The sequence below is a fragment of the Glycomyces lechevalierae genome, from assembly GCF_027622945.1.
In the GTDB taxonomy this organism is placed as follows: domain Bacteria; phylum Actinomycetota; class Actinomycetes; order Mycobacteriales; family Micromonosporaceae; genus Glycomyces; species Glycomyces rutgersensis.
This window is the reverse complement of the sequence record NZ_JAPZVQ010000009.1, coordinates 192,602-215,285: the sequence shown is the minus strand read 5'-3', so window position 1 is coordinate 215,285 and position 22,684 is coordinate 192,602. Positions and strand designations below refer to the sequence as shown.

At 71.0% G+C, this 22,684-nt stretch carries 23 protein-coding genes and 1 pseudogene; 9 read left to right on the top strand and 15 right to left on the bottom strand.

Going from position 1 to position 22,684, the window contains the following annotated elements:
* Positions 1-271: 271 nt before the first annotated feature.
* Positions 272-1,108, bottom strand: coding sequence for an aldo/keto reductase (locus tag O2L01_RS16025; RefSeq protein WP_270122976.1), 837 nt, complete (start codon positions 1,106-1,108; stop codon positions 272-274).
* Between the two features lie 233 nt (positions 1,109-1,341).
* On the opposite strand from O2L01_RS16025, the gene O2L01_RS16020 reads away from it, so the two are divergent.
* Entirely contained in the window at positions 1,342-1,812 is a 471-nt protein-coding gene (locus O2L01_RS16020; protein ID WP_270122975.1) for a rhodanese-like domain-containing protein, read from the top strand.
* A 21-nt stretch (positions 1,813-1,833) separates the two neighbouring features.
* Positions 1,834-2,562, top strand: coding sequence for a PIG-L deacetylase family protein (locus tag O2L01_RS16015; protein WP_270122974.1), 729 nt, complete (start codon positions 1,834-1,836; stop codon positions 2,560-2,562).
* Positions 2,563-3,071: 509 nt separating this feature from the next.
* On the opposite strand, the gene O2L01_RS16010 is transcribed toward O2L01_RS16015, so the two are convergent.
* The 5 genes from O2L01_RS16010 to O2L01_RS15990 all read right to left on the bottom strand — a co-directional run bounded on the left by O2L01_RS16010 (position 3,072) and on the right by O2L01_RS15990 (position 9,534).
* Complete coding sequence (locus O2L01_RS16010; protein WP_270122973.1) at positions 3,072-3,857, bottom strand: hypothetical protein; 786 nt, start codon at positions 3,855-3,857, stop codon at positions 3,072-3,074.
* Complete coding sequence (locus O2L01_RS16005) at positions 3,854-4,396, bottom strand: SigE family RNA polymerase sigma factor (RefSeq protein WP_270122972.1); 543 nt, start codon at positions 4,394-4,396, stop codon at positions 3,854-3,856. The genes O2L01_RS16010 and O2L01_RS16005 overlap by 4 nt, the downstream gene beginning before the upstream one ends.
* Before the next feature lie 463 nt (positions 4,397-4,859).
* On the bottom strand, positions 4,860-6,215 hold the full coding sequence (locus O2L01_RS16000; RefSeq protein ID WP_270122971.1) for a glycosyltransferase: 1,356 nt from the start codon (positions 6,213-6,215) through the stop codon (positions 4,860-4,862).
* Positions 6,212-8,491 carry a glycoside hydrolase domain-containing protein gene (locus tag O2L01_RS15995; RefSeq protein ID WP_270122970.1) on the bottom strand — a complete coding sequence of 760 codons (2,280 nt, stop codon included), beginning with the start codon at positions 8,489-8,491 and terminating at the stop codon, positions 6,212-6,214. The genes O2L01_RS16000 and O2L01_RS15995 overlap by 4 nt, the downstream gene beginning before the upstream one ends.
* A 428-nt stretch (positions 8,492-8,919) precedes the next feature.
* The gene (locus O2L01_RS15990) at positions 8,920-9,534 is read right to left on the bottom strand and encodes a histidine phosphatase family protein (protein ID WP_270122969.1); all 615 of its coding nucleotides are present in this window, start codon (positions 9,532-9,534) and stop codon (positions 8,920-8,922) included.
* Positions 9,535-9,630: 96 nt separating this feature from the next.
* On the opposite strand from O2L01_RS15990, the gene O2L01_RS15985 reads away from it, so the two are divergent.
* From O2L01_RS15985 to O2L01_RS15975, 3 genes are all read left to right on the top strand, one after another.
* Positions 9,631-10,734 carry a hypothetical protein gene (locus O2L01_RS15985; RefSeq protein WP_270122967.1) on the top strand — a complete coding sequence of 368 codons (1,104 nt, stop codon included), beginning with the start codon at positions 9,631-9,633 and terminating at the stop codon, positions 10,732-10,734.
* 84 nt (positions 10,735-10,818) lie between these two features.
* A complete protein-coding gene (locus tag O2L01_RS15980) occupies positions 10,819-11,793 on the top strand; it encodes a S66 peptidase family protein (RefSeq protein WP_270122966.1) in 975 nt (324 codons plus the stop codon).
* A gap of 87 nt (positions 11,794-11,880) precedes the next feature.
* Entirely contained in the window at positions 11,881-12,420 is a 540-nt protein-coding gene (locus O2L01_RS15975) for a GNAT family N-acetyltransferase (RefSeq protein ID WP_270122965.1), read from the top strand.
* A gap of 69 nt (positions 12,421-12,489) precedes the next feature.
* On the opposite strand, the gene O2L01_RS15970 is transcribed toward O2L01_RS15975, so the two are convergent.
* The 4 genes from O2L01_RS15970 to O2L01_RS15955 all read right to left on the bottom strand — a co-directional run bounded on the left by O2L01_RS15970 (position 12,490) and on the right by O2L01_RS15955 (position 15,983).
* Complete coding sequence (locus O2L01_RS15970; protein WP_270122964.1) at positions 12,490-13,056, bottom strand: dihydrofolate reductase family protein; 567 nt, start codon at positions 13,054-13,056, stop codon at positions 12,490-12,492.
* A 97-nt stretch (positions 13,057-13,153) separates the two neighbouring features.
* Entirely contained in the window at positions 13,154-14,191 is a 1,038-nt protein-coding gene (locus O2L01_RS15965; RefSeq protein WP_270122963.1) for an endonuclease/exonuclease/phosphatase family protein, read from the bottom strand.
* Positions 14,192-14,367: 176 nt separating this feature from the next.
* A complete protein-coding gene (locus O2L01_RS15960; protein WP_270122962.1) occupies positions 14,368-15,324 on the bottom strand; it encodes a phosphotransferase family protein in 957 nt (318 codons plus the stop codon).
* Positions 15,325-15,383: 59 nt separating this feature from the next.
* Positions 15,384-15,983, bottom strand: a complete 600-nt coding sequence (locus O2L01_RS15955) for a TetR/AcrR family transcriptional regulator (protein WP_270122961.1) — start codon at positions 15,981-15,983, stop codon at positions 15,384-15,386.
* Between the two features lie 108 nt (positions 15,984-16,091).
* Here O2L01_RS15955 and O2L01_RS15950 point away from each other — a divergent pair, with 108 nt between their 5' ends.
* Complete coding sequence (locus O2L01_RS15950) at positions 16,092-16,502, top strand: hypothetical protein (RefSeq protein ID WP_270122960.1); 411 nt, start codon at positions 16,092-16,094, stop codon at positions 16,500-16,502.
* On the top strand, positions 16,499-17,413 hold the full coding sequence (locus tag O2L01_RS15945; RefSeq protein WP_270122959.1) for an NAD-dependent epimerase/dehydratase family protein: 915 nt from the start codon (positions 16,499-16,501) through the stop codon (positions 17,411-17,413). Before O2L01_RS15950 ends, O2L01_RS15945 begins: the two co-directional genes overlap by 4 nt.
* Positions 17,414-17,441: 28 nt before the next feature.
* Here the strand turns inward: O2L01_RS15945 and O2L01_RS15940 are convergent, their stop codons facing one another.
* Together O2L01_RS15940 and O2L01_RS15935 are read right to left on the bottom strand one after the other, a co-directional pair.
* Positions 17,442-17,948, bottom strand: coding sequence for a hypothetical protein (locus tag O2L01_RS15940; RefSeq protein ID WP_270122958.1), 507 nt, complete (start codon positions 17,946-17,948; stop codon positions 17,442-17,444).
* Between the two features lie 101 nt (positions 17,949-18,049).
* Positions 18,050-18,748 (bottom strand): hypothetical protein, encoded by a 699-nt coding sequence (locus O2L01_RS15935; RefSeq protein WP_270122957.1) that lies wholly within the window; start codon positions 18,746-18,748, stop codon positions 18,050-18,052.
* A gap of 135 nt (positions 18,749-18,883) precedes the next feature.
* Between O2L01_RS15935 and O2L01_RS15930 the strand changes: the two genes are divergently transcribed.
* On the top strand, positions 18,884-19,735 hold the full coding sequence (locus O2L01_RS15930; RefSeq protein ID WP_270122956.1) for a PHP domain-containing protein: 852 nt from the start codon (positions 18,884-18,886) through the stop codon (positions 19,733-19,735).
* Positions 19,736-19,883: 148 nt separating this feature from the next.
* Here the strand turns inward: O2L01_RS15930 and O2L01_RS25700 are convergent, their stop codons facing one another.
* The gene (locus O2L01_RS25700) at positions 19,884-20,432 is read right to left on the bottom strand and encodes a hypothetical protein (protein WP_344469234.1); all 549 of its coding nucleotides are present in this window, start codon (positions 20,430-20,432) and stop codon (positions 19,884-19,886) included.
* A gap of 87 nt (positions 20,433-20,519) precedes the next feature.
* On the opposite strand from O2L01_RS25700, the pseudogene O2L01_RS25695 reads away from it, so the two are divergent.
* Positions 20,520-20,948: pseudogene (locus tag O2L01_RS25695) on the top strand (GrpB family protein); the annotation flags it as partial.
* Positions 20,949-21,059: 111 nt separating this feature from the next.
* Here O2L01_RS25695 and O2L01_RS15920 read toward each other — a convergent pair.
* Complete coding sequence (locus tag O2L01_RS15920; protein WP_270122953.1) at positions 21,060-21,713, bottom strand: response regulator; 654 nt, start codon at positions 21,711-21,713, stop codon at positions 21,060-21,062.
* Complete coding sequence (locus O2L01_RS15915) at positions 21,710-22,684, bottom strand: sensor histidine kinase (RefSeq protein ID WP_270122984.1); 975 nt, start codon at positions 22,682-22,684, stop codon at positions 21,710-21,712. The genes O2L01_RS15920 and O2L01_RS15915 overlap by 4 nt, the downstream gene beginning before the upstream one ends.

Sequence of the window (22,684 nt, the reverse complement as noted above, 5' to 3'; positions counted from 1 at the left end):
CCGCGCCCCCCCCCCCCCCCCCCCCGCCGCGGGCCCCCCCCCCCCCGGGGGGGGGCCCCCCCCCCCCCCCCCCCCCCCCCCCACGCCGCATGCTCAAGCCACCTCGCGGAAGTGTCGTACCCCCGAGCCACCCTTGTGATCGGGGGAGTTCCGTTGCGACACACCCGACCCCGGGGAGCGGACCGGCCGAAACCGTCGTACCCACCGGCCACCCTTGTCATCGGGGGCGCGGCGTACCGACACACCCGACCCCGCGGGCGGGACGAATCGCCTAGTGGCCGAACTGGTCCGAGTCCGCCGCCGCGGCCTCGCCCTGGTCGAGGGCGGCAAGGGACATCACGTCGTCCGGCTCCAGCTCGAAGTCGAACACGTCCAGGTTCTGCGCCAAGCGCTCCGGGTCGCTCGACTTCGGGACCACCGTGAGCCCCGAGTCGAGGTGCCAGCGCAGGACCACCTGCACGGGCGTCTTCCCGTACTTCTCGGCCAACTGCAGCACCTTCGGCTCGTTGCGGACCTCGCCGCCCTGGCCGCCGATCGGCGACCACGACTGCGTCACGATCCCCCGCTCCTTGTGGTACGCCCGCGCCTCGAGGCGAGTCGTCAAGGGGCTCAACTGGATCTGGTTCACGTCCGGAATCACGCCCGTGGCCTCTATGATCCGGTCCAGGTGCGTCGGCTTGAAGTTCGACGTGCCGATCGCCTTCACCCGCCCCGACTCCAGCAGCCCGACCAGGCCCTCCCAGGCCTCGATGTACTTCCCGTGCTGCGGGTTCGGCCAGTGGATGAGCAGCAGGTCGAGGTAGTCGAGCCCGAGCCGGTCGAGCCCGCGCTCGCAGGCCTCGGCGGCCAGGTCGACGCCGTGCCACTCCTTGTTGAACTTCGTGGTCACGAACAGGTCCTCGCGGGCCACGCCGGAAGCCTTGAGCCCCAGGCCGACGCCGCGTTCGTTCTGGTAGTTCTCGGCCGTGTCGACCAGCCGGTAGCCGAGCCCGATCGCCTCGGCGACCACGCGTTCGGCCTCGGCGTCGTCCATCGGCCACGTGCCCAGGCCCAGCTGCGGCATGGCCGCGCCGTGGCCGAGTTCGACGGTGGGTGCTGTGGGTGCCATGGAGGAAGCCTCTCTCATCGGAGGCGCCGCCGGGGGCGGCGCGGTATCGGGGTCTGCGAAGGCGGACGTGAGGGCGCCGCGGTCTACGCTACCGCCCGGGTACCCGAGAACCAGAGCTCGGAAAACAGCGCTCGAGAACGGCGCGAGACACCTGCGGCTACCCGTCGTTCCCACATCATGGCCAATTTTGTGTCAAGTGCTCGGATCTTTGTACCGACACATAGATTCGCGTCATGGAAACGAACCCGAACCCCGTCCTGCGCGTTCCCCCGGCCGCCCCCGCCGACGCCCTCGCGTACTTCACCGGCCTCATGGCCTACAGCACCGACGTCTCCGACGTCTACGCCGCCGGCCAGAACGACGACCTCGGCTTCACCCTCGTCGACACCCGCGGCGACGCCGCCTGGTTCCAGGGCCGCGTCCCCGGCGCCCTCCACCTCCCCACCGACGAGATCGCCGCCCGCGCCGCCGCGCTCGTCGACCCCGCCCGGCCCGTCGTCGTCTACTGCTGGGGCCCCGGCTGCAACGGCGCCTACCGCGCCGCCGTCGAGTTCGCGAAACTCGGCTACCAGGTCAAATACATGATGGGCGGCTACGAGTACTGGGTGCGCGAAGGCCTCCCGGTCGCCACCGACGCCGGCGTCGAACGCGGCAAGCCCGACCCGCTCACCGCCCCGTCGAGCGGCGTCTCCTGCGCCTGCTGAACCGCGAGCGATAATCGACGCATGAGTGAACTCCTTGCCATGCCCGAGGACTGGACGAAGGCGCTGGCCATCGTGGCCCACCCCGACGACATGGAATACGGCGCCGCCGCGGCCGTCGCCCGCTGGACCGGCGGCGGACGCGAGGTCGCGTACGTCATGGTCAGCCGCGGCGAGGCCGGCATCGACACCCTGCCGCCCGAGGAGTGCGCGCCGGTGCGCGACGCCGAGCAGCGCGCCTCGGCCGCGGTCGTCGGCGTCACCTCGGTCGAGTTCCTGGACCACCCCGACGGCGTCATCGAATCCGGAGTCGCGCTCCGCCGCGACATCGCCGCCGCGATCCGCAGGCACCGGCCCGAACTCGTGATCACCCTCAACCGGCGCGACCACTTCATGCCCGGGAACTGGAACAGCGCCGACCACCGCGCCGTCGCCGAATCGGTGCTCGACGCCGCCAACGACGCGGGCAACCGGTGGATCTTCCCCGAACTCGTCGAGGAGGGGCTCGAACCTTGGGGCGGGGTGCGGTGGGTCGCGCTCGCGGCCTCGCCGGAGTCGACGCACGCGGTCGACGTGACCGACACGATCGAGACCGGCGTCGCTTCGCTTCTCAAGCACCACGCCTACATCACGGCGCTCACCGACGAGGACCCGGAGACGTACGTGCGAGGCTTCCTCACCCGCATCGCCTCGGCCGCCGGCGAACGCTTCGGAACGAAGTACGCGACCACCTTCGAGCTGATCAATTTCTGACAGCGGCCTCGGCGTGTCTTGGATTTCCGGACGTGATCGTGGTGGTGATCGGACGTTCGGGCGTTTCCTGTCGGACCTCGGGCGTACTTTTACGCCAGGGGTCCCTTAGGGGGGATTTATCCGGATATTACGGGATCGCACCCGTTTCACATTCCCGGAGCGGGGCCCGAGCCCGCGGGGCGGGCCCCGCGCGCCCGGGGGGGGGGGCGCGGTGGGGAGCCGCCGGCGCTCCCGGCCCCCCCCCGGTCGCACTGCCCCGGCGCGGGCCCCGCCCCGGCGGCGCGGCCCCCGCTCTCGCTCTGGGGTCGCCGCGTTGGTCAGGCGCGGCGGAGTCAATCAGTTCGGCGGCGGCCGGAGCGGGCCCCGCCGAGCGAGCGGGCCGGAGTCCGAGCGGCGATCCGTCGCGTGGCGGGACCGGTCGTGCCGGTCGTCTCTGAACCGAGGCCGGGTCGAACGGGCTTTGGCGGGACCGGCCGCGCCGGTCCGCCCCAGCGAGCGCCGGTCGCCGCTCACGCGAAGTCGCCTTCCACCGCGCCGCCCTCGCCGCCTTCGGTCACGGCGTCGAAGGAGTACCGGTCGTCGTCCGCGCTGCGCGCGCCCGCCTCATGGTTGAACTGGCCCGCGAGCGTGTACTCCCCGGCCGGGAGCACCTTGCCCTCCTGCAGCGTCCAGCGGTAGACCAGGAAACCGTCCTCCTCCGTCACCGCTGCGGCCGTGAAGAAGCTGTCCGCGGTCGTCCACGCGCCGGTCGACGCCACGCCCTCGCCCTCGGCGATCCGCAGCTCGATCGTCAACGCCGCCAAGGGCTCCTGGTTCTTGAGCGTCAGGTCCGACTGCGACCAGAACTCCTGGCTGTTCGCGTTCACCGACCCGTCCGTCCACAGCCATTCCGGCGCCTCCTCGAGCTCCGGGGTCGACTCGTCCGCCGTGGTCTCGGTCGCCTCGCTCTCGGCGTCCGAGGTCGTCTCCTCCGCGTCCGTCGAGGCGTCGCCGCTGGTCGCAGGGTCCGTGGCCTCAGCGGACCGGGTACCGGGACCGGCCGCGGGAGGTTCGAGAGTCGGGCCGGCCACCGGGCCGATACCCAGGAACTGCCCGAAGAACACGATCGCGCCGATGAGCGCCAGCGCCGCACCGGTCGCCAGCCCCAACTGCGGGATCCGCCAGCCGGTGCGCACCGGCTCGGCCCTCACGCGCGGCTCGCGCATGCCTTCGGACACGCGCGACCACATCCGGTCGCGGTCCGGTTCGTACTCCTCCGCGGTCACCCGGAGCCGGTCGTTGATGTCGTCGTTCACCGCTGCTCCCCCTTTCCGATCGAAGCCCAGGCCGATCCCTCCTGGGGTCCGAGGAGGCGCCGCAGTTCCGCCAGCCCTTTCGAGGTCTGGCTCTTGACCGTGCCGATCGAGACGCCGAGCGCGTCGGCGGTCTCGCGCTCGGAGAGTTCCAGCGAGTGCCGGAGGACGACGCACGCGCGCCGCCGCAGCGGGAGCCGTTCCAGCGCTTGGCGGACGTCGACCACCGCGGCGGAGTCCGGGCCGTCGTGCGTCTCGCCGGGGCGCTGCCAGAACAGCGTGTTCCGCCGCCGCTCGCGCACGGCCGCGCGGATGCGGGTCTTGGCGAGGTTGGCGACGATGCCGCGCGCGTAGGCGATCTGCGACCGGGCCCGCCGGGCCTGGTCCCACTGCCGCCACACGGCGAGCATCGCGTCCGCCGCGATGTCCTCGGCCGTCCCGCTCTCGCCGATGAGCAGCCACGCGAAGCGCGCCAGCTCGGCGTGATGCCGCTCGAAGAAGGCGCGGAAGGCGTCTTCATCGAACTGGGCGGGGACGTCCAACGGGGGGCCTCCGGTAGCGGGCTGAATTCGGGGAGGCGGAGAGTCTAGCAGTCGAACCATGACACCCTCGCTTTCAGAAAGGCCGCCCTGAAGCAGGGCGGGCGCGAGCACCCCCGGTGCTCGCGCCCTGCGTTTCCCTTGGCAGGAAACCCTTTTCGTGTGCCTGTCGTCGTCTACAGGCGGTTCATGTCGCGCAGTGGCAGCCCCGCACGTCGGCGAGCCCGTCGCCCTTCCCGCCGGCCGCGGCGGCGACCGCTGCCGCGGCCGCCGCGCGCGCCTGGCGCTTCCTGCTATTCGGTGAGGACAAGACGCCCTGTCCCTGATTGTTGGTGGGTGCGACGGAGCCGGGTTGCCGCACCGACATGTGGTCGCCGCGGGCACCCCGAAGGTTGCCGCGTTTCCGGAGATTTTTTGAGGAATCTCGGGAGCGGCAATGGAACCGCAGGTCAGGGAGGGTCAGGTTTTAGCTGATCGTGACGTGGGCGTCGACGGGCCGCCCGGCCGGGTCGTCGAGGAGGCCGTCGAAGAGGTTGTCGAAGACCGCGGTGCGGTCGAACCGCATCGCGTACTCGCGGGCCCGCTCGGCGGCGGCCTCCCGTTCGGCCGGGGGCATGGCGAGCGCGCGGTCGAGCGCGGCCGCGAGCGCCGCCGGGTCCGAGTGCGGGACCTCGATCGCGGTGTCCCCCACGGCTTCGGGGATGCCGCCGGTGCGGGTGGTGATGACGGGCCCGCCGCCGGCGAGCATCTTCTCGGCCAGTGCGATGCCGAAGGTCTCGACGAACTCGGGGCGCGGCTTCGAGGGCAGTGCGTATGCGGCGCAGCCGTTCATGAGCAGCGGCTTCTCGTCGTCGGCGACGTCGGTGAGGAAGAGGATCCGCTCGTCGTCGCCCGCGAGGGCCTTCGTCTCGGCGTGCGCGGGGCCGTTCCCGGCGATCACGAGCCGGTGCGTGTTGGACGCGTTGGACGCCCGGTAGGCGTTGATGAGGTCGTCCGCGCCCTTCGCGGCGGCGACGCGGGAGAGGAAGAGGATGTAGCCGTCCCGGGCCAGGCCCCGCGTCGCGAGCGCGGTGTCCACTGCGGACGGATCGAGGTCGAGGTACGCGCTCGCGTCGATGGCGGGGTAGGAGACCCGCACGCGGGCGGCGACCTCGTCGGCGAACCTGGTGCCGCAGGCGAGGTCGACCTGCGCGGCCGATTCGAGGATCAGGTCGCGCGTGTAGGCCGAGACGGCGACGCAGCGGTCGTGCGAGAGGTAGGTGGTGAACAGGGAGGCGGCCGCGCCGATCGCGCCTTCGGCGATGCACGAGCGGACCACGTTCGTGATGTCCGAGCCCACGGCCTCGGCGATCGTGGTGACGTCCGCGTCCAGCCCCGAGGCGCGCACCGACCGCAGCGCCTCGGCGACCGCGTTCGCGTGCGGCGTCAGGTACATCGACATGCACACCGTGGGCACGCCGTCGGTGAACAGCTCGAACAGCCGCCCGGCGAGGCCGAGCAGGTGCCGGCCGGTCGGGACGCGGTAGTCCCCGACCGGCCCGGGCCGCTCCACGGTGATGCCCGCCGAGTACGGCAGGAGCTCGTCGAGCGGTTTGAGCGGCAGCCCCGCCGCCTGCAGTGCCTCGATCGGCCAGGTCACGATGCGCACGTCGTCGAAGCCGCGGGTGAGGGCGACTTCGGCGAGGCCGCGCGCCTCGGTGGCGTGGCCGCAGATGACCGGATCGGCGCGGACCACGATGACGAGGCGGCGCGTCGGGCGCGCGTCCCCTTCGAAGCGGTGCCGGTCGATGCGGCCGTGCGGGCCGCGGGGCTGCTCGGTCACGGTAGGAACTCCTGGAGTCGGGCCCCGCCGCCCCATTCGGGGTGCCGGTCGGAGGCGGACGGCGGGCGCATCTTCGTCGCCCAGTCGGACGGTTCGGGGCCGAGCTCGATCTCCAGCCGCCCGCCGCCGTGCAGCTGGTTGCCGGTGAGGAACCCGTGGTCCAGCGGTTTCCCGTTGAAGCGGGCGGACTGGACGTACTGCGCGGTCGATCCGGCGGCGTCCTCGCCGATGCCGGACTCGACGTGGCCGGTGGTCACCAGCTCGAAGTCGTTGCCGCCGAAGCGGAGGCTCGCGCCGCCGAACGCGGGGGCGTTGACCAGGAACAGGTTCTGGCCGGCGACCGGGAAGAGCCCCAGGGAGGCCCACACGTACCACGACGAGAGCGCCCCGGAGTCGTCGTTGCCGGGCAGGCCGCCGCGGCCGGTCCCGAACTGGTACGCGAGCGCGGCGTGCACGACCTCGGCGGTGCGGTCGGGCCGGCCCGCGTAGTGGTAGGCCCAAGGAGCCTCCATGTCGGGCTCGTTGTTCAGGCCCTCGAAGCGGTTGAGGTCCTGGCCGATCGCGAACTCGGGGCCGAAAGGCGGCACGCCGAGCTGGGTGACCGGCACGGCCCCGAACCCGAAGAAGCGGTCGAGGATCGCGGTGAAGGCCTTGTCGCCGCCCGCCAGCTTGATGCGGGCGGCCATGTCGTGCAGGAGCCGGAACGAGTAGTTCCAGCGCCCGCCCTCGTAGAAGCTCGAGTCGCGCAGGAGGCCGTCGCCGCCGAACGCGTTGGCCCAGTTGCGGGCCTTCGCCTCGAGCTCGTCGGCGAGCCGGTGGTCGCCGAGGCCGCGCGCGACGATCGCCGTGCACCAGTAGCCGGACGCGAGGTCGAGGGTGTGGCTGATCGGGTGCACGATGCCGCGTTCGGCGAAGTCCTCGCCGTAGCCGCGCCGCAGGTCGTCCTGCATGTGGACGAGGGCCCAGTCCCATTCGAGGCCTTCGAGGCCGAGCTGGTAGCCGTCCGCGAGCACGGTGTGGGCGAGGGCGGAGGCCTGGCGGAAGAACCGGTCGGAGCCGCGCGCCATGCGGTAGCCGATGGGGAGGTTGCCTTCCTCCTCGGCGATGCGCACGAGCGATTCGAGCATCGACGCGCCCTTGACCGGGTCGAGGGCGGTGAGCAGCGGGAACTGGGTCTTGTACATGTCCCACATCGTCGCGATGTCGAACACGAAGGGGCCCTTGGAAGGCCAGAACGGGCTCTCGTCCTCGGCGAAGCAGGGCTTGATGAGCGAGTGGTAGAGGCTCGTGGCGAACACGGTGCGCCGCTCGGGGGTGCCGCCGTCGACCTCGACCTGGGCGGCGTACCCGGCCCACACGTCGTGGGTCTGGGCGCGCACGCGCTCGAAGCCGTTCTCGAACCCGCCGGGTAGGGCCTGCTCGAGGTTGCGGCGGGCCTGGTCGGTGCCGCGCATCGAGAAGCCCATGCGGATCTCGACGGTCTGGCCGGCGCGGGCCGGGCCCATGAACATGAGGCCGAAGGGGCGCAAGGTGGTGCGGCGGATGTAGTCGAAGTCGAGGCGGGTGCCGCCGTCGACGCGGCGGCGGTCGTACCAGACGAGCTGGCGCCAGGCCTTCGGCGTGTCCGAGTCGATGTACACGGAAAGCGGGATGCCCTCCATGACCACCGTGCCCTGCGCGCAGCCCTGGCCGAGGCTTTCGAGGCCGGCGCGGAGGGGGACCGTGGTGCCGTGCTCGATCGCGAGGCCGCCGTACGAGAAGTCGAGGACGACGCGCGCCGAGGACGACTCGGGGAACGTGTAGCGGTGCACGGCGGTCTTCTCGCCGACGGTGAGCTCGCAGCGGATGCCGTTCTCGAGGGTCGCGGCGTAGTAGCCGGGCTCGGCGGCCTCGTCTTCGAGCTTCCAGCGGGTGCCCAGCGCGTCGAGCGGCTCGATCATCGGGGTGACGCGGAAGTAGTTGTAGTACTTGCGGATCGCGCCGGTGCCGGACTGCTGGAAGTGGGTGAAGCCGCTGGCCAGGTAGTCGTCGTAGATGGGGGCGGGGGCGCCCTCGGTGGACATGCCGTAGCGGCCGTAGCCGGTGGGGTAGGCCCCGGAGCAGGCGCAGGCGGAGACCATGCCGAGCGGGTGGCAGGCGCCGGGGTGGGTGTTCCCGACTTGGGCTTTCGGCCACCACCAGCTGGCGGCCAGTCCCTGCGCCGCGGGCAGATCGGCCGGTTCCGTGCCGATGAAGGGGTCCACTGAGTCCAAGATGCGACCGAGGTTAGATGTCATGGGTCACATCCTCGTTACGGCTGGATGAACGCGCAAGCGTTAGACCGCACTTCGTCTAAAATTCGCCACTGCGCAACCCGAAACATGATCGGAGCAGGGTGAATGTGAGGCCCCGGATCGGTACAATCCGCCCGAGCCGAGCCGAGCCGAGCCGAGCCGAGCCCCGAGCCGAGCCGAGCCCCGAGCCGAGCCCCGAGTCGAGCCGAGCCGAGCCCCGAGCCCCGAGCCGTGCCGAGCCCCGAGCGCTTCGCGAGACGCCGTCGCGGTGCGTCCTCTCTTCGGGTGACATTTCGGCCGCCGGCGCCGATCGCGGCCGGTTTTTGTCGGACCCGGCTGCGACGCTGGCCCCACGATCTTTCCCCTCCAGTGGTGGGTGGGGGTTTGTGGACGGCAATCGCGGCGGGAGACTTCCCGAGCTGCCGCCGGTCTTACCCGGCGCGGTGCTCCGTCTCCAGGCCCGCCAGATGCCCCGTCTCGGCGATCGCGATCGGCCGCAGGCCGTCGATCACCGTGATCGCCCCCGACGGCACGCCCTCCCGCAACAGCGCCTCCGGCACCGCCGCATCGCCGAGCAGCGTCCGCAGCAGGTCCACCGTCACGCCGCCGTGGCAGGCCACCGCGATCGGCCCGTCCGCGCCGAACTCCTCCCCGCGCTCGACCAGACTGTGCTCTTCCAAGAACGCCCGGAACCGCGCCCCCGCCGCCCGCGACGAATCCCCCACGGCCGGAACGAAATCCCGGTCCTCGCTCGCGCGCGCCCAGTCCGCGAAGAACCGCTCCGCCGGCACACTGCCGTCCCAGTTCATCCGCTCCGTCACCCGCGCGTCGACCCGCACCGGCAGGCCCGTCACCGCCGCGACCGCCTCCGCGGTCTGCCGTGCCCGCCGCAGCGGGCTCGCGAACACCGCCCGCAACCCCTTGTCCCGCAGCCACTCCGCGGCGAGTCTCGCCTGCTCCCGGCCCCGCGCCGTCAGCCCCGGATCGCCCGGCTCGCGCGGCTCGCGCGCCTTCTCGCCGTGCTGCACCACGTACACGATTCCCATCGCCGCAGCGTAGCGGCGGGGGTAAGGCTGGCCCCACCCTTTATTCGGCGGTGAACGTCAATGTGCCGCAACGCGAACCCCAATACCGTCGTACCCATGAACAAGACGCCCGTGACCCCGCAGGTCAGCCCCTCCCGCCACCGCCGCGCCGCAGCCGTCGACATCGTCACCGAGAAGGTCGCCGCCTCCGGCCTCGCGCTCACCGAAGGCGGCCGCCGCTGGCACCGCCCGCTCCTGATCCTCGGCATCGCGTGCGGCGTCGTCGCCCTCGCCTCGCTCCTCGCGATCCCGTTCGACGACCGCACCATCCAAGGCGAGAGCGTCTGGATCAAGTCGTTCAAGTTCGGCTTCTCGTTCTTCACCTACTGCCTGTCGCTCGCCTGGCTGCTCTCCCACATGACGAAGCTCCGCCGCACCGGCTGGGCCTTCGGCACGCTCTTCGCCGTCATCAGCGCCGCCGAGGTCGGCGTGATCGTCGCGGCGGCCGCCGCCGGCACCTACAGCCACTTCAACGCCTCCGAAGGCGCGTTCAACCAGGTCGTGCAGCTCGCGTTCCAGTTCGTGCCGGTCATGTTCCTGGCCAACCTGGTCATCGCCGTGATCGTCCTGTTCCAGCGCATCGGCGACAAGGCCGTCACCGCGGTCGTCCGCTGGGGCCTGCTGCTGTCGAGCCTGGGCATGTTCGCCGCGTTCTTCATCGTCACCGTCGGCGGCCAGGGCAAGCGCACCGCCGTGGACGCCAACGGGACCGAGGTCCCGCTGAACGCCGGGCACGGCGTCGGCGACCTGGACGGCAACGGCATGTTCCTCACCGGCTGGTCCACCACCGGCGGCGACATGCGCGTCCCCCACTTCATCGGCCTGCACGGCATCCAGGTCCTGGTCGGCGTCGCGATGCTCCTCGGCCTTCTCGCCGCCCGCCGCGCCTGGCTGCGCGACGAGCGCGTCCGCGCCGCCGTCGTCCGCTGGCTCGCGGTCGGCTACCTGGGCGTCTTCGCGACCGCCGTGGTCCAGGCCGTGCGCGGCCAGTCCTTCGTCGCCCCGGACGCGGCCTCCCTCGCCGGCTTCGCGGCCTCGATCCTCGTCGCGGCCGCCGGGATCGCCCTCCAGGTCCGTAAGGCCCGCAAGCGCACCGCGGCCTTGGACGGCGCGCAGGACACCGCCGAGGCCGTCCGCGAACCCGCCCTCGCCCGCCGATAACGCTTGCACTCAGGCATTGCACCGGGGCCGCCCCAGCCGTAGGCTGTGGGCGGCCCCGCTCCCGCACCGATGGAGGCAGAACACATGGAACCCTTGCGGCCCAAGCGACTCCACCACGGCGACACGATCGCCGTCGCCGCCCTCTCCGGCCCGCGCACCGCCAGCCGGCGCGACGAGCTCGACGCCGCCGTCGCCGCGTTCGAGGCCGCGGGCTTCAACGTGCGGGTCACGCCCCTCGTCGAGAACGCCGACACCCATTTCTGGCGCGCCGCCCCGCCCGAGGTCCAGGCCGCCGAGCTCAACGGTCTCCTCAACGACCCCGAGGTCCGCGCGATCGTCTCCTTCACCGGCGGCAACGCCACCACCGCCTACCTCGACCGCATCGACTACGACGCCGTCCGCCGCGACCCCAAGCCCCTTCTCGGCTACAGCGACATCACCGCCCTCCACCTCGCGATCCACGCTCGGACGGGCCTCGTCGGATTCCACACCGACCTCGCCCCCTCCTTCGGCGGCCGGACCGACGCCGCCGCCCAGCGCCAGGCCGTCACGAACGAGCTCGTGCTCGACCTCCTCACCGGCAAACTCGACGAGGTCGACCTCCCCGCCGACAACACCTGGGAGACATGGAAACCGGGCCAGGCCACCGGCCGGCTCGTCGGCGGCCTCCTCGACCGCCTCATCAACGTCCAGGCCTCCCCGTACCCGCTCGCCCCCGACACCTGGGACGGCGCGATCTTCTTCTGGGAGGACGTGGGCCGCAACCTCGGCCACGTCTGGAACCAGCTGCACGTCCTGCGCATGCACGGCGTCTTCGACCGCGTCGGCGCCATGGTCGTCGGCATCCCCCTCGACGTGGAGATCCCCGCCGAAGCCCCGTTCGGCCCGTTCACGGTGAAGGACATCGTGCTCGACGTCCTCGGCGACTACGACTTCCCCGTCCTAGCGGGTGTCGACTTCGGACACACCGGGCCCAACCTCCCGATGCCCATCGGCACCCTGGCAGCGGTGGACGCCACGTCACGCAGCCTGCGGCTCCTGGAATCGCCCGTCGACTAGACACTTCTTGCACAGACGGGTTGCTCCGGCAATTGATCGCGCGCCAATGGTTGCTTTCCTGTGGACCTTCGGGCACGGTTGGTAGACATGAGGATCCGAACGGCAACCCCAGCCGACGCCGACGAGATGGTGCAAATCCGCACTGCCGCATGGCGCGCGGCCTACGCCGGCCTGGTCGACGCCGAAGTGCTCGCAGGGCTCCCCGAAGAGGCCTCCGAACGCTACGTGCGCCACCTCGCCGAGCATCCCGACCTCGAACTCACGCTCGTGGCCGAGAAAGGCCCGTACGTCATCGGATTCGCCGTCTTCACCTGGGACCGAACCGAATCGAGCGAGGAGGACGCCGGTCCGGGCGTCCCCGGCGACGTGCGCATGCTCTACGTCCACCCGGACCACTGGAGCCGCGGCACCGGCCGCGCCCTCATGCGCGAAGGCGAACGCTGGCTCACCGAGCAGGGACTCCTGCCGATCCGGGTGTGGGAGCTCGAGGGCAACGAGGTCAGCCGCCGCTTCTACACGCGGTACGGCTTCGTCCCGGACGGCGAACGCCGCACCGAGGAGATCAGCGGCGCCGAACTGCCGTGCGCGCGGCTGACGCTCCCCAAGGACCACAGCCCCGACGACTGACGGGGACAGCAGGAAGGGCCGGAATCGCTTCCGGCCCAACGCCCGACGCTGCCCACTCGGCCGCGCCGCCTACTTCACGACGTCGAAGATCTGCTTCTGGATGCCGTTCTTGTACACCTCGTGCTCCACGAGCTCGAGGAGCTGGGCGTCCTTGTCGGCCTCGCTGAACAGCCGCTTCCCGGCGCCGAGGAGCTTCGGGAAGACCAGCAGGTGGTAGCGGTCCACGAGTCCGGCGTCGGCGAGGCTCTGTCCGAGCGTGGCGCTGCCGTGGACCGAGATGGGGCCGCCCTCGGTCTCCTTCAGGGCGGCGACGTCGTCGAGCGAGCGGAGGATCGTGGCGGGCCAGCGCTCGTCCTGCTCCTCGAGGGTCGTCGACACCACGTACCGGGGCATGGCGTTGTACCCGGCGAACTCCTCGACCATGGTCGGCCACACCGGCGCGAACGCCTCGTAGGACTTCCGGCCGAGCAGCAGCGCCCCGGCCTCGGCCTGCTCGCGCTCCTTCAGCTCGTAGGCCTCGGGCACGAACTCGATGTCCTTGAAGGTCCAACCGGAGTTGCGGTAGCCGGCCTCGCCGCCGGGGGCCTCCATGACGCCGTCGAGGGACATGAACGCGGTGATGATGAGCTGACGCATGGGGCCGGCCTTTCGCTAGTGAACGTTTGTTGCTTCCACTCACTATGACGAGGCGGCACTCGGGTATTCATCGCAAGCGGGAAAGTTTCTCCGAGAATCAGGGGAGGCGCAGTCGGGCCAGCACGGGCGCGTGGTCGCTGCCCTGCTTGTCGAGCACTTCCCAGTCCAGGATCTCGACGCCCTCTTCGGCGATCACGTGGTCGAGCGCGACCGCGGGCACTTTGACCAGCCCGTTCAGGTAGCCGCCCTCGATCGGACGCCAGGTCATGTCGAGCCCGCCGCCGGTCGCCTCGGCGGCGTCGGTGTACCCGGCGCCGAGCAGCTCGCGCATGTCGTCGTGGTCGAGGGTCGCGTTGAAGTCCCCGGCGAGGACCCACGGCGCGCCGCCGTCGGGGCGCGGCATGTTCTCGAAGTCCTCCTCCCACAACGGGACCCGCTCCGGCGTGGCGGGCGCGGCGGTGTGCACGGCCATGAACCGCACCTGCTCGCCGCCGCCGAGGTCGATCTCGGCGCCGATCTGGTAGAAGATGCCGTCCCGGCCCACGGTCTCGATGCGCTCCAACGGATGCACGGAGTACAGCCCGGTCCCGACCGCGAGCTCGTCCGGTTCCTGCACGGAGTACGGCAGCAGCTCATCGAGCCCGAGCCCGGCCAGCGCCTCCGCCGCGCCGGGGGTCAGCTCCTGCACGCTCAGCAGGTCGGGCTCGTGCTCCTCGACCAGGTCGATCACGTACTGCAGGTTCGCCTGCCCCACATAGAGGTTCACGGACATCACGGTCAGCTCGGGCCCCGAGGCCTCGGCCTGCGAATCCGGGATGACCCTGGGCGCGACCACCGCCGCCAACGCCAGCACCGCCGCACCCGTGGCGATCGCGGCCGCCCAATGCCTGACGAGCAACTGGAGCCCGAGCCCGGCGACCGCGGCCAGGATGAAGTAGGGCACGAACGCGATGGTCGTGACCAGCAGCCACCTGGTCTCCAGCCCGAACAGCCGCTCCAGCGAGTACGCGACCACCCCGGCCGTCCCGGCCCACGAGAGGAACCGCACCCACCGCCGCCGATACCAGCGCGGCTTTTCCGCCGGCGCGGCCGTCTCTTGCTCGGCCACCGCAACAGCCCCAGCCTCATCACTCATGCGCCGGGAGCCTACTGGCCCTGTGCCATATCCTGGCCGCCGTCCCCGGAATCCCGATGCCCTCAAAGGAATCCCATGGCCGACAGCGTGAAGCGCGAGTTCCCGGAATGGCGGTCACTGTGGCGCGAGTCGATCAGTCTGCGCCGGGCTGAAGGCGATGCGCCGGTCGTCGCGTCCTACTGATCGATTGAACGCGGCACGCTGTGCGGGTCCGTCGCGGGGAGCAGGTCCGCGATCGACTCGGGCGTGCTCGGCATGGCTCGCAGTCGGTCGATCATCAGGTCGAGTGCGGGCCCGCGTGTCCCCGCGAGGTAGAAGGAGGCCGAGCGCAGTCCCGCGACGGTCATGTAGCAGCGCAGGCGGTTCAGTTCCGTGGGCGTGAAGTCGGCGGTCGCGGAGGCGCGCGCCTGCGGGGTCATGACCGGCCAGGCGCGGCTCCAGAACAGTTGGTAGGCAAGGTCCCAGAGCGGATCGCCGATCATCGCGCACTCCCAGTCGATCACCCCGATCGCGCCGTCCTCGGCCACGATCAGGTTGTCCGCGCTGTAGTCGCCGTGCACGAGCCGATCGCAATCGGGCAGCGCTTCGACCTCGGCGAGGGTTTCCTCCGAAAGGGTCTCCAGGAATGCTCGGTCAGCCGGATCGCTCAGCTCGGGCCACGCCTTCGGGACGCCCCACGCGACGGCGTCCGCCCATGAAGGGTTGCGGCCGTCGCCCGTAGCGGGGTCGATGCCGCCGAAACCCTGCCTGCCGGGCAACGGTGTGTCGCCGATGCGGCGCAAGGTCTCGGCGACGGCCGGCGCCGAGACCTCGACGGCCGCCTCGTCGAGGTCGCAGAGCCTCGTCCCGGGCAGTCGCGTGCTCGCGCAGAACCACGCTTCGCCGACCGCGCCGACGGCGAGCACTTCGGGGACCGCGATGCCCTGGCCTGGAAGCACTTTCGCCGCCCACGCGTCGAGCTCGAAGCCCTCCCGCCGGAGGTTGACGCGGACGACGACGGCACGGCCGTCGGCCACGGCGCTGTAAGCCTGCGAGTTCTCGCCTTCGGTGATGGCCGTCCAGTCGCTGACCGGGCCGATCGCCTCGGTGATCCGCTCGCGCACGACATCGCCGTCGATCATGGGCTTCCACATCACCGCAGGCTAGAGCCGCGCCCCGTTCTCTGGCAACCGGATTGCGCCGGACCCGCCGGTCAGGGGCGTTTCAGGAGGCCGTGCAGCGCCAGGTCGATGCAGTCCTCCAGGAACGCCGCGTCGAGCGGTTTCGGCGTGACGAGCAGCCGCAGGTAGACCTGGCCGTACAGGAGTTCGGCGGCGCGGAACGGGTCCGCGTCGGCCGTGATCTCGCCCGCCGCCTGCGCCCGCCTGATCCGGTCCTGCACCGGCTCGCTGGAAGGGCCGATCAACCGCTCCCAGAGCCGCTCGGCCAGGTCCGGGTCGTGCTGGGCCTCGCCGATGAGGGAGGCGAGCAGCGGCAGCGAGTCGCTCACCATGTCCCAGGTCTCGCCGAGGATCCGCACCAGGTCGCCGCGCAAGTCGCCTTCCTCGGCGGCCGCCGCGTTCATGTAGGGCCGGTCCTGGAGCCGGGCGGCGTACGCGTCGAGCACGACCGCGCCCTTCGAGGGCCACCAGCGGTAGATCGTCCGCTTGCCCACCCCGGCCCGCGCGGCGATGCCTTCGATGGAGACCTTGGCCCAGCCCTGGTCGCGGGCGAGCGCGAGGGCCGCCTCGAGGATCGCTTTGGTGGACTCCGGGTTGCGGCGGTTGGGATCGGGGGTTCGCGGTGCTGCCATGGGCCACACACTACCCGATGGGGAGACGAACCGGTTCGTGTTGACAGCTCGGGATTTCGGGCGTACTTTGAGGGAACGATCCGGTTCGTCTCCCCAAGGAGGAAGACCATGACCACCCGACTGACCGTCACCACCGCCGTCATCGTCGCGGCACTGTCCATGCTCGCCTTCGGCGCGTGGTCCTGGCTCGACCCGGACGGCTTCGCCGTGTGGGCCGGCTGGCCGAACCACGTCCACTTCCTCCACGACGCGGGCGCCTTCCAGATGGGCATCGGCATGATGATGATCTGGGCGCTGTGGTGGCGCGACGCGGTCGCAGTCGTCTTGGCGGGCTTCGTGTTCACCAACACCTTCCACGCCTACAACCACGCCATGGACCTCGACATGGGCGGCCACGCCTCGGACCCGTGGCTGCTGCTGGCGCTCTCGGCGATCGCCGCCGTCGGCCTCGCGCTCCGGCTCCGCGTCCTCCGTCACCGCACCGCAGACGAGAGCGCAGACGAGGAGGCCGCGGCATGAAGGTCCTCCTCGCGGGAGCCACCGGCGCGATCGGCGCCGAACTCGCCTCGCAACTGCAAGCGGCGGGCCACGACGTGCTCGGCCTGACCCGTTCCACCGCAGGGGCGGAGCGGTTGGCGGCCAATGGCATTCGACCGGTCCACGCCGACCTGATGGACGCCGACGGGCTCCTCCGTGCCCTCGACGGCGTCCACGCCGATGCCGCCATCCACCAGGCCACCGCGATCACCGGGATGCCGCTCTTCCACCGCTCCCTCTACGCCACCGACGACCTGCGCGAACAGGGCACCGCGAACCTCCTGCGAGCGGCCGCCGCGACCGGTGCGACCCGCGTGATCACCCAGTCGTTCTTCCTCGGATACGGCTACCGCGACCACGGCCCCGAACCGGTCACCGAGGACCGCCCCTTCGCCGAACCGACCGGGCACCGCGGCATCGACCGGCACATGAGGTCCATGCGCGCCAACGAAACACAGGTCCTCGGCGCCGGCGGCATCGCGCTGCGGTACGGCATGTTCTACGGCCCCGAACCCATGACCCGCCAACTGTTCGCGATGGTCGAGCGGCGGCGGCTCCCGGTCGTGCGCGGCCGCGGGACCATCGCGCCGATCCACCTCCACGACGCGGCGTCGGCCGCTGTCGCCGCCCTCGAACGCGGGCGAGCGGGTCAGGCCTACAACATCGCCGACGACCGGCCGGTCGGCTTCGACGACTACATCGGCACCATGGCCGACATCGTCGGCGCACCGGCGCCGCGCGCCGTTCCCGGCGCACTGCTCGCCGCCTTCCCGTACCTCCACGCGTTGACCGTCGACACCGGCATCCGGCTCTCCACCGCCAAGGCCAAACGCGACCTGGCCTGGACGCCGGCCTTCCCCTCGATCAAGGAAGGCCTCCCGGCGAGCCGCTGAGCACGCGGGCGTCGCGGTCAGCGCCCGGTCACTCGATGCCGAACCGGCCGAGCCAGGCCTGGAACCTCGCGTCGTCCTCTTTAGACAAATCGCGGAGTGCGCGGGCGTCCTCGGGCGGGCGCAGACCGAAGGTCTCGTCCAGCCACGCGACGTATTCGACGTGGGCGCCTGTGTGCTGCTCCACGAAGTCGGGTTCGAGCCACTCGTTGTCGATCGTGAGGAGCTGGAGCAACTCCAGCAGGTTCCGCGCGACGATGTAGAGGTCCCCCTCGTCGCCGATGAACGCGATCGGCAGGTCGGCCACATCGGGCCGGTCGTCGCAGCGCCAGAACGCGTAGTTGGAGCCGGAGCCGGTGGCGTTCGCGAAGGGGATGAACCGGCTCACGAACTCGGGGTCCTCCGACCAGGTGCCGAGTCCCGCGTCCTCCCCGTACGCGTGGAGTTCGAACCCCTCCGAGTAGAACACCGGGCCGGTCCGGTCCTGGAACGCCTTGAGCAGGTTCAGCTCTGGCACGGGCGAGTAGGCGTCGCTCACGAGTCCTCCTTGCGGGGCGGGCGGTCTCGCGCACCGGCGTGGTCCGCGACCCCGGCGATGCTAACCATGCAGTGCGACATCCGACCCGTGTCGTCGCGGGCTCACCAGGTGAGGCGGTCGATGACTTCGATATTGGCGGTGCGTGGGCCGGGGCGCCAGGCGACGAGGGAGATCTCGTTGGTGGTGATGGTGCCGAAGTCGATGGTGGTGCGGGAGTCGACGTAGGCGGCGACCTCGGGTTCGGGGACGGCTTCGCGCGGGACGAGGAGCGAGATGTGGGCGTTGTCGCGATAGCGGTCGCCGTCGCCTCCGGCGGGGCCGAGGTTGCCGAACGGGATGCGGGCGTCGCGCAGCCGGCGCCGCAGTTCGAGGAGGTCCGCGTTCGGGTAACCGCGAACGTAGAGGCCGCCGATGGAACCGCCGAGGCCTTCGAAGCGGGCCGAGATCGGGCCGAGCCCTTCGGTGGCGTCCTTGAGTTGGCCGAGGTAGTGGTCGATCTGCCGCTGCGGCACCGTGTCCTGGTGGCCCTCCAGGCTCCGCACGGTCATGTGCAGGTCGCGTCGCACGTAGTTCAGGTGCGTGCCTTGGCATCGCGCGGCGATCGCATCGGCCTCGGCGGCGATCCGTTCGGCGAAGGAACCCTCGGTCGGCACGACGAGACTGAGCCCCCAGCGCGCGTCCCCGTCGCGGGGAACGGGATCGGTCCGGACGGTTCCCGCGGCGAACGCGGCCCGGCCGTCGGTCCACTCGCGTTCGTAGTGCGATCGCAGGGCGGCGTGGTCGGATCGGGCGAAAGACAAAGGGCCTCCAAGAATCGCTGGTGTGACACCGTCCGGGACGATCGCACCTCGGTTGCGGTACCCGTCCAGGGTGGCATCAATTGCGGTCGCGGCGGATGATGGTCGTTCTGGTTGATGCGCTGGGGAAGAGGACTTATGACGTTGCCCGCGGACAGTCATGTGCACAGTGAGTGGTCCTGGGACGCTCCGATGGGCTCGATGCATCGCTCCTGCGTGCGGGCGGTCGACCTGGGCCTCCCGGCGATCGCCTTCACCGAGCACCTCGACCACACGGTCTGGACCGTGGCCGTGGAAGGCCCTTTTGCCAGCGACTATCTCACCGGCTTGGCCACGCCAGAGGGGCGGCTGACACCCCCGAGGTTCGACGCCTACGGGTATCTCGAAGCGATCGAGGAGTGCCGCGACCGCTTCCCGGGACTCCGGATCCTCAGCGGCGTGGAGATGGGAGAACCGCACTGGCACGCCGCGGCCGCAGCGGAGGTGCTCGGCGCGGGCCGGTTCGACCGCGTGCTCGGTTCCCTGCACTGTCTTCCGCTTCCGGACGGCGACGGGTTCACCGAGCCGCCGGGCCAGTACGAGCGCCGAGAGGCGGTGGAGGTCGTGCGGGAGTACCTGGCCGAGGTGGTGCGACTGGTCGAGGGGAGCGACGCGTTCTCCGTGCTCGCCCACATCGATTACCCCGTCCGCTATTGGCCGCAACAGGAGGCCGGACCGTTCGACCCCTCAGCGTTCGAAGACGAGTTCCGCCACGCGCTGCGGGTGACCGCCCAGTCAGGCCGGGCGCTGGAGATCAGCACCCGCATACCCCTGCACGCGACGATCCTCCGGTGGTGGCACGAAGAAGGCGGCGACGCGGTGACGTTCGGCAGCGACGCCCACGAACCCTTGGCGATCGCCCGAGGTTTCCGCGAGGCGACGCAAATGGCGCGGGCGCATGGCTTCCGCCCTGGACCGAACCCGTACGACCTCTGGGCGCGCGTGAACTGACGGCCCGGCACCTACGGCTCCGCAGCCTTGGTCCGACTCGCATCATCCGCAACGGTCACAAGAAGTTCGGTCAAGGCACCGCAACAGCAGCATCAGGCGATCGTGCCTTCGGTCGCCGGCTTCGGACGCCGACCTCAGCAGGCTCGGATCAGTCGCCCATGGTCAGCCGGATGACCGCGGTGCCTTCCTTGAAGTCGAGCATTTCGAGCACGAGCACGCCGGGCTCCGTTTCGGGTTCCGGGGCCTCCTCCGGTTCGATGTCCGGATAGCACTGCATGGTGTTGCTGCCAGCGGTCAGGTAGGCGACACAGTAGGAGTCCGACATCCCGGAGCCGCCCATGCTACTGCTGCCGGCTCGCGTGCTGTCGCTGTTCGCCGTGTACGTCTCGATGCTGTCCTCGTCAATCGTCACCGTGAGCGTGAGATCGTCGAACTCGAACTCGACTTCGCCGGACACGAGGACCTCGCACGAGCCGTCATCGCAAGCGGCGTAGTCGCTGCCGTCCGCAGCCGACGGCGACGGTTCCTCGGTCGGTTCGGATTCCGCGGTGGTCTCGGCGCCGGCGCTCTCGCCGGTGTTCGATTCGGTCGGGGAGGCCGGGTCGTCGGATTCGGCGGTGCAGCCGGTCAAGGCGAGCGCCGCGAACAGGGCGGTTGCGGCGAGGGAGCGCCGGTCGAGCGCGTTGCTGGAGGTCATGCCCGGAGCGTAAGCGGCCCTTGACGGGACCGGTCCCGGTGGGCGGCCGCCCGTCGCCGTGCGGAGCGCCTGCCGGAGGATGGGGTCATGCCGCCTGCCGACCTCCGCATCGTCGACTACGACCCCGAATGGCCGCGGCGAGCCGCAGCCGTGATCGACGCCCTCCGCGCGGCGGCGCCGGGTCTCTTCGTCGAGATCGAGCACATCGGTTCGACGGCGGTCCCGGGGCTGGCCGCCAAACCCGTCCTCGATCTCATGGCCGCCGTGCGCGACCTCGAAGCGGCCCAACAGAACCAGAGCCGCCTCGCCGATCTGGGGTTCTACCCGCACGACAACGGCATGACCGACCGGCTCCTGTTCGTGCGGGCCGACGACGGCGCCCGCAGCCACCTCCTGCATGTGGTGACGCTGGCGAGCTGGCCGACGCGGAACCAGCGGATCCTGCGCGACTTCCTCCGGACCCATCCCGAGGACGCCGCCCGCTACGCGCGGTTGAAACGCGAGATCGTCGCCGCCGGTACCCGTCCCGGCGAGTACTCGCGGGCGAAGACGGCGCTCCTGCAAGAGCTCACCGACCGGGCCCGCGCCGAACGCGGTCTGCCCTCGGTGCCGGTCTGGGAGAAGCGGTTAGTCGCTGACCAGGCCCGCTTCGTAGGCGATGATCGCCGCTTGGACGCGGTTCTTGGCGTCGAGGCGGGTGAGGATCGTGCTCACATGGCCTTTGATGGTGCCCTCCGAGAGGTGCAGTTGCTTGGCGATGTCGTGGTTGGATTCTCCTTTCCCTATGAGGGCCAGTACGTCGCGTTCCCGCGGTGTCAGGGAGTCGAGGCGCTCGCGCGCCGGCGCGGCGCGTTCGAGCTTGCCGTGCTGCAGCTTCGCGATGACCCGCTGGGCGATCCTCGGTGAGAGGTAGGCGGCGCCGTCCGCGACGGCCTTCACGCCGATGATCAGCTCCCGCGGGTCGGCGGCTTTCAGCATGAAGCCGCTCGCGCCCTGCGAGAGCGCTTGGGCCACATACGCGTCCTCGTCGAAGGTGGTCAGCATGACCACCGCGACCTCGGGCATTCCGCGGCGGAGCTCGGCGGCGGCCGCGAGGCCGTCCATCTTCGGCATGCGGATGTCGAGCATCGCCACGTCCGGGCGGTGCGCGCGGGCGAGTTCCACGGCCTCGGCGCCGTCGCCCGCTTCGGCGACGATCGCGATGCCGGGGTCGGTGGCGAGGATGGCCGCGACTCCGGCCCGGACCATGGTCTCGTCGTCGGCGAGCAGTACGCGGATCATCGGTTCCCCTGCCATGTCACGTCGATCTTGGCGTCCTCGAACGGCACCTCGGCCCGCACTTCGAAGCCGCCCTCCACAGGCCCGGCCCTGAACGAGCCGCCCAGGAGCCGCACCCGTTCCTCCAGACCCACCAGGCCGCTGCCCTTGTTCGAGAGGATCTCGACCTGCCTCCCGCTGTTGCGAACGGCGACCGTCGCGATCGCGTCGGCGACCGCCACGGTCACAGCCACCTCCGAACCGGGGGCGTACCTGGCGGCGTTCGTCAGCCCCTCCTGGACCACCCGGTGCACGGTCCGCGCCGCCAGCGGCGGGAGCGGGACTTCGGCGGCCGTCAACGTGACGGGCATGCCGGCCTCGGCCGCGCGGGCGACGAGCGCTTCGACGGACTCGTCGAGCGGGGCGGCCGGCGCCGGTTCGTCGCGGAGGATCCCGATGGTCTGGCGGAGCCGGTCGGTGGCGTCAACAGCATTGCGCCGCAAGGCGGCTGCCGCCTCACGGTGCTGCTCGGGCAGGTCCGAGGCGAGTTCGAGGGCACCCGATCGGAGTGCGATCAGGGCGAGCTCGTGGCCGAGCGAGTCGTGCATGTCCGTCGCGATCCGGGCCCGCTCCTGGGCCCGGGCCCGGCCTGCGACGAGTTCGCGTTCGCGTTCGAGCCGGGTGACGCGGTCGGCCGTGGCGGCGATCAGGTCGGCCTGCTGCCGCCGGAAGCGCCCGATCAGCCAGGGCAGCACCACGAAGGTGCCGAAGGTGAGCAGGGTGTTGAACGGGTCGCGGTTGGAGACGACACCGAGCAGTGCGCCCATGGCGCCGATCGCGCCGAGGATCCACCAGCCGTAGCGGACGGTCAGACGCCATCCGTGCAGGTATGCCGCGGCGGCCACCACGACGAGGACCGACTGCCGCGACATCGGCACTGCGAACGTCGCGAATCCGTCGATCAACCCGGCCAGTGCGATGGCCGCCAGCAGCAT

Coding starts and splice junctions, on each gene's coding strand:
- O2L01_RS15945 (WP_270122959.1), top strand. CDS start 16,499: ATGAAGGTCCTCCTCGCGGGAGCCACCGGCGCGATCGGCGCCGAACTC.
- O2L01_RS15980 (WP_270122966.1), top strand. CDS start 10,819: ATGGAACCCTTGCGGCCCAAGCGACTCCACCACGGCGACACGATCGCC.
- O2L01_RS15950 (WP_270122960.1), top strand. CDS start 16,092: ATGACCACCCGACTGACCGTCACCACCGCCGTCATCGTCGCGGCACTG.
- O2L01_RS25700 (WP_344469234.1), bottom strand. CDS start 20,432: ATGACCTCCAGCAACGCGCTCGACCGGCGCTCCCTCGCCGCAACCGCC.
- O2L01_RS15915 (WP_270122984.1), bottom strand. CDS start 22,684: ATGCTGCTGGCGGCCATCGCACTGGCCGGGTTGATCGACGGATTCGCG.
- O2L01_RS15995 (WP_270122970.1), bottom strand. CDS start 8,491: ATGACATCTAACCTCGGTCGCATCTTGGACTCAGTGGACCCCTTCATC.
- O2L01_RS15965 (WP_270122963.1), bottom strand. CDS start 14,191: ATGAGTGATGAGGCTGGGGCTGTTGCGGTGGCCGAGCAAGAGACGGCC.
- O2L01_RS16020 (WP_270122975.1), top strand. CDS start 1,342: ATGGAAACGAACCCGAACCCCGTCCTGCGCGTTCCCCCGGCCGCCCCC.
- O2L01_RS15985 (WP_270122967.1), top strand. CDS start 9,631: ATGAACAAGACGCCCGTGACCCCGCAGGTCAGCCCCTCCCGCCACCGC.
- O2L01_RS16015 (WP_270122974.1), top strand. CDS start 1,834: ATGAGTGAACTCCTTGCCATGCCCGAGGACTGGACGAAGGCGCTGGCC.
- O2L01_RS15955 (WP_270122961.1), bottom strand. CDS start 15,983: ATGGCAGCACCGCGAACCCCCGATCCCAACCGCCGCAACCCGGAGTCC.
- O2L01_RS15920 (WP_270122953.1), bottom strand. CDS start 21,713: ATGATCCGCGTACTGCTCGCCGACGACGAGACCATGGTCCGGGCCGGA.
- O2L01_RS15930 (WP_270122956.1), top strand. CDS start 18,884: ATGACGTTGCCCGCGGACAGTCATGTGCACAGTGAGTGGTCCTGGGAC.
- O2L01_RS15975 (WP_270122965.1), top strand. CDS start 11,881: ATGAGGATCCGAACGGCAACCCCAGCCGACGCCGACGAGATGGTGCAA.
- O2L01_RS15990 (WP_270122969.1), bottom strand. CDS start 9,534: ATGGGAATCGTGTACGTGGTGCAGCACGGCGAGAAGGCGCGCGAGCCG.
- O2L01_RS16025 (WP_270122976.1), bottom strand. CDS start 1,108: ATGGCACCCACAGCACCCACCGTCGAACTCGGCCACGGCGCGGCCATG.
- O2L01_RS15970 (WP_270122964.1), bottom strand. CDS start 13,056: ATGCGTCAGCTCATCATCACCGCGTTCATGTCCCTCGACGGCGTCATG.
- O2L01_RS15960 (WP_270122962.1), bottom strand. CDS start 15,324: ATGTGGAAGCCCATGATCGACGGCGATGTCGTGCGCGAGCGGATCACC.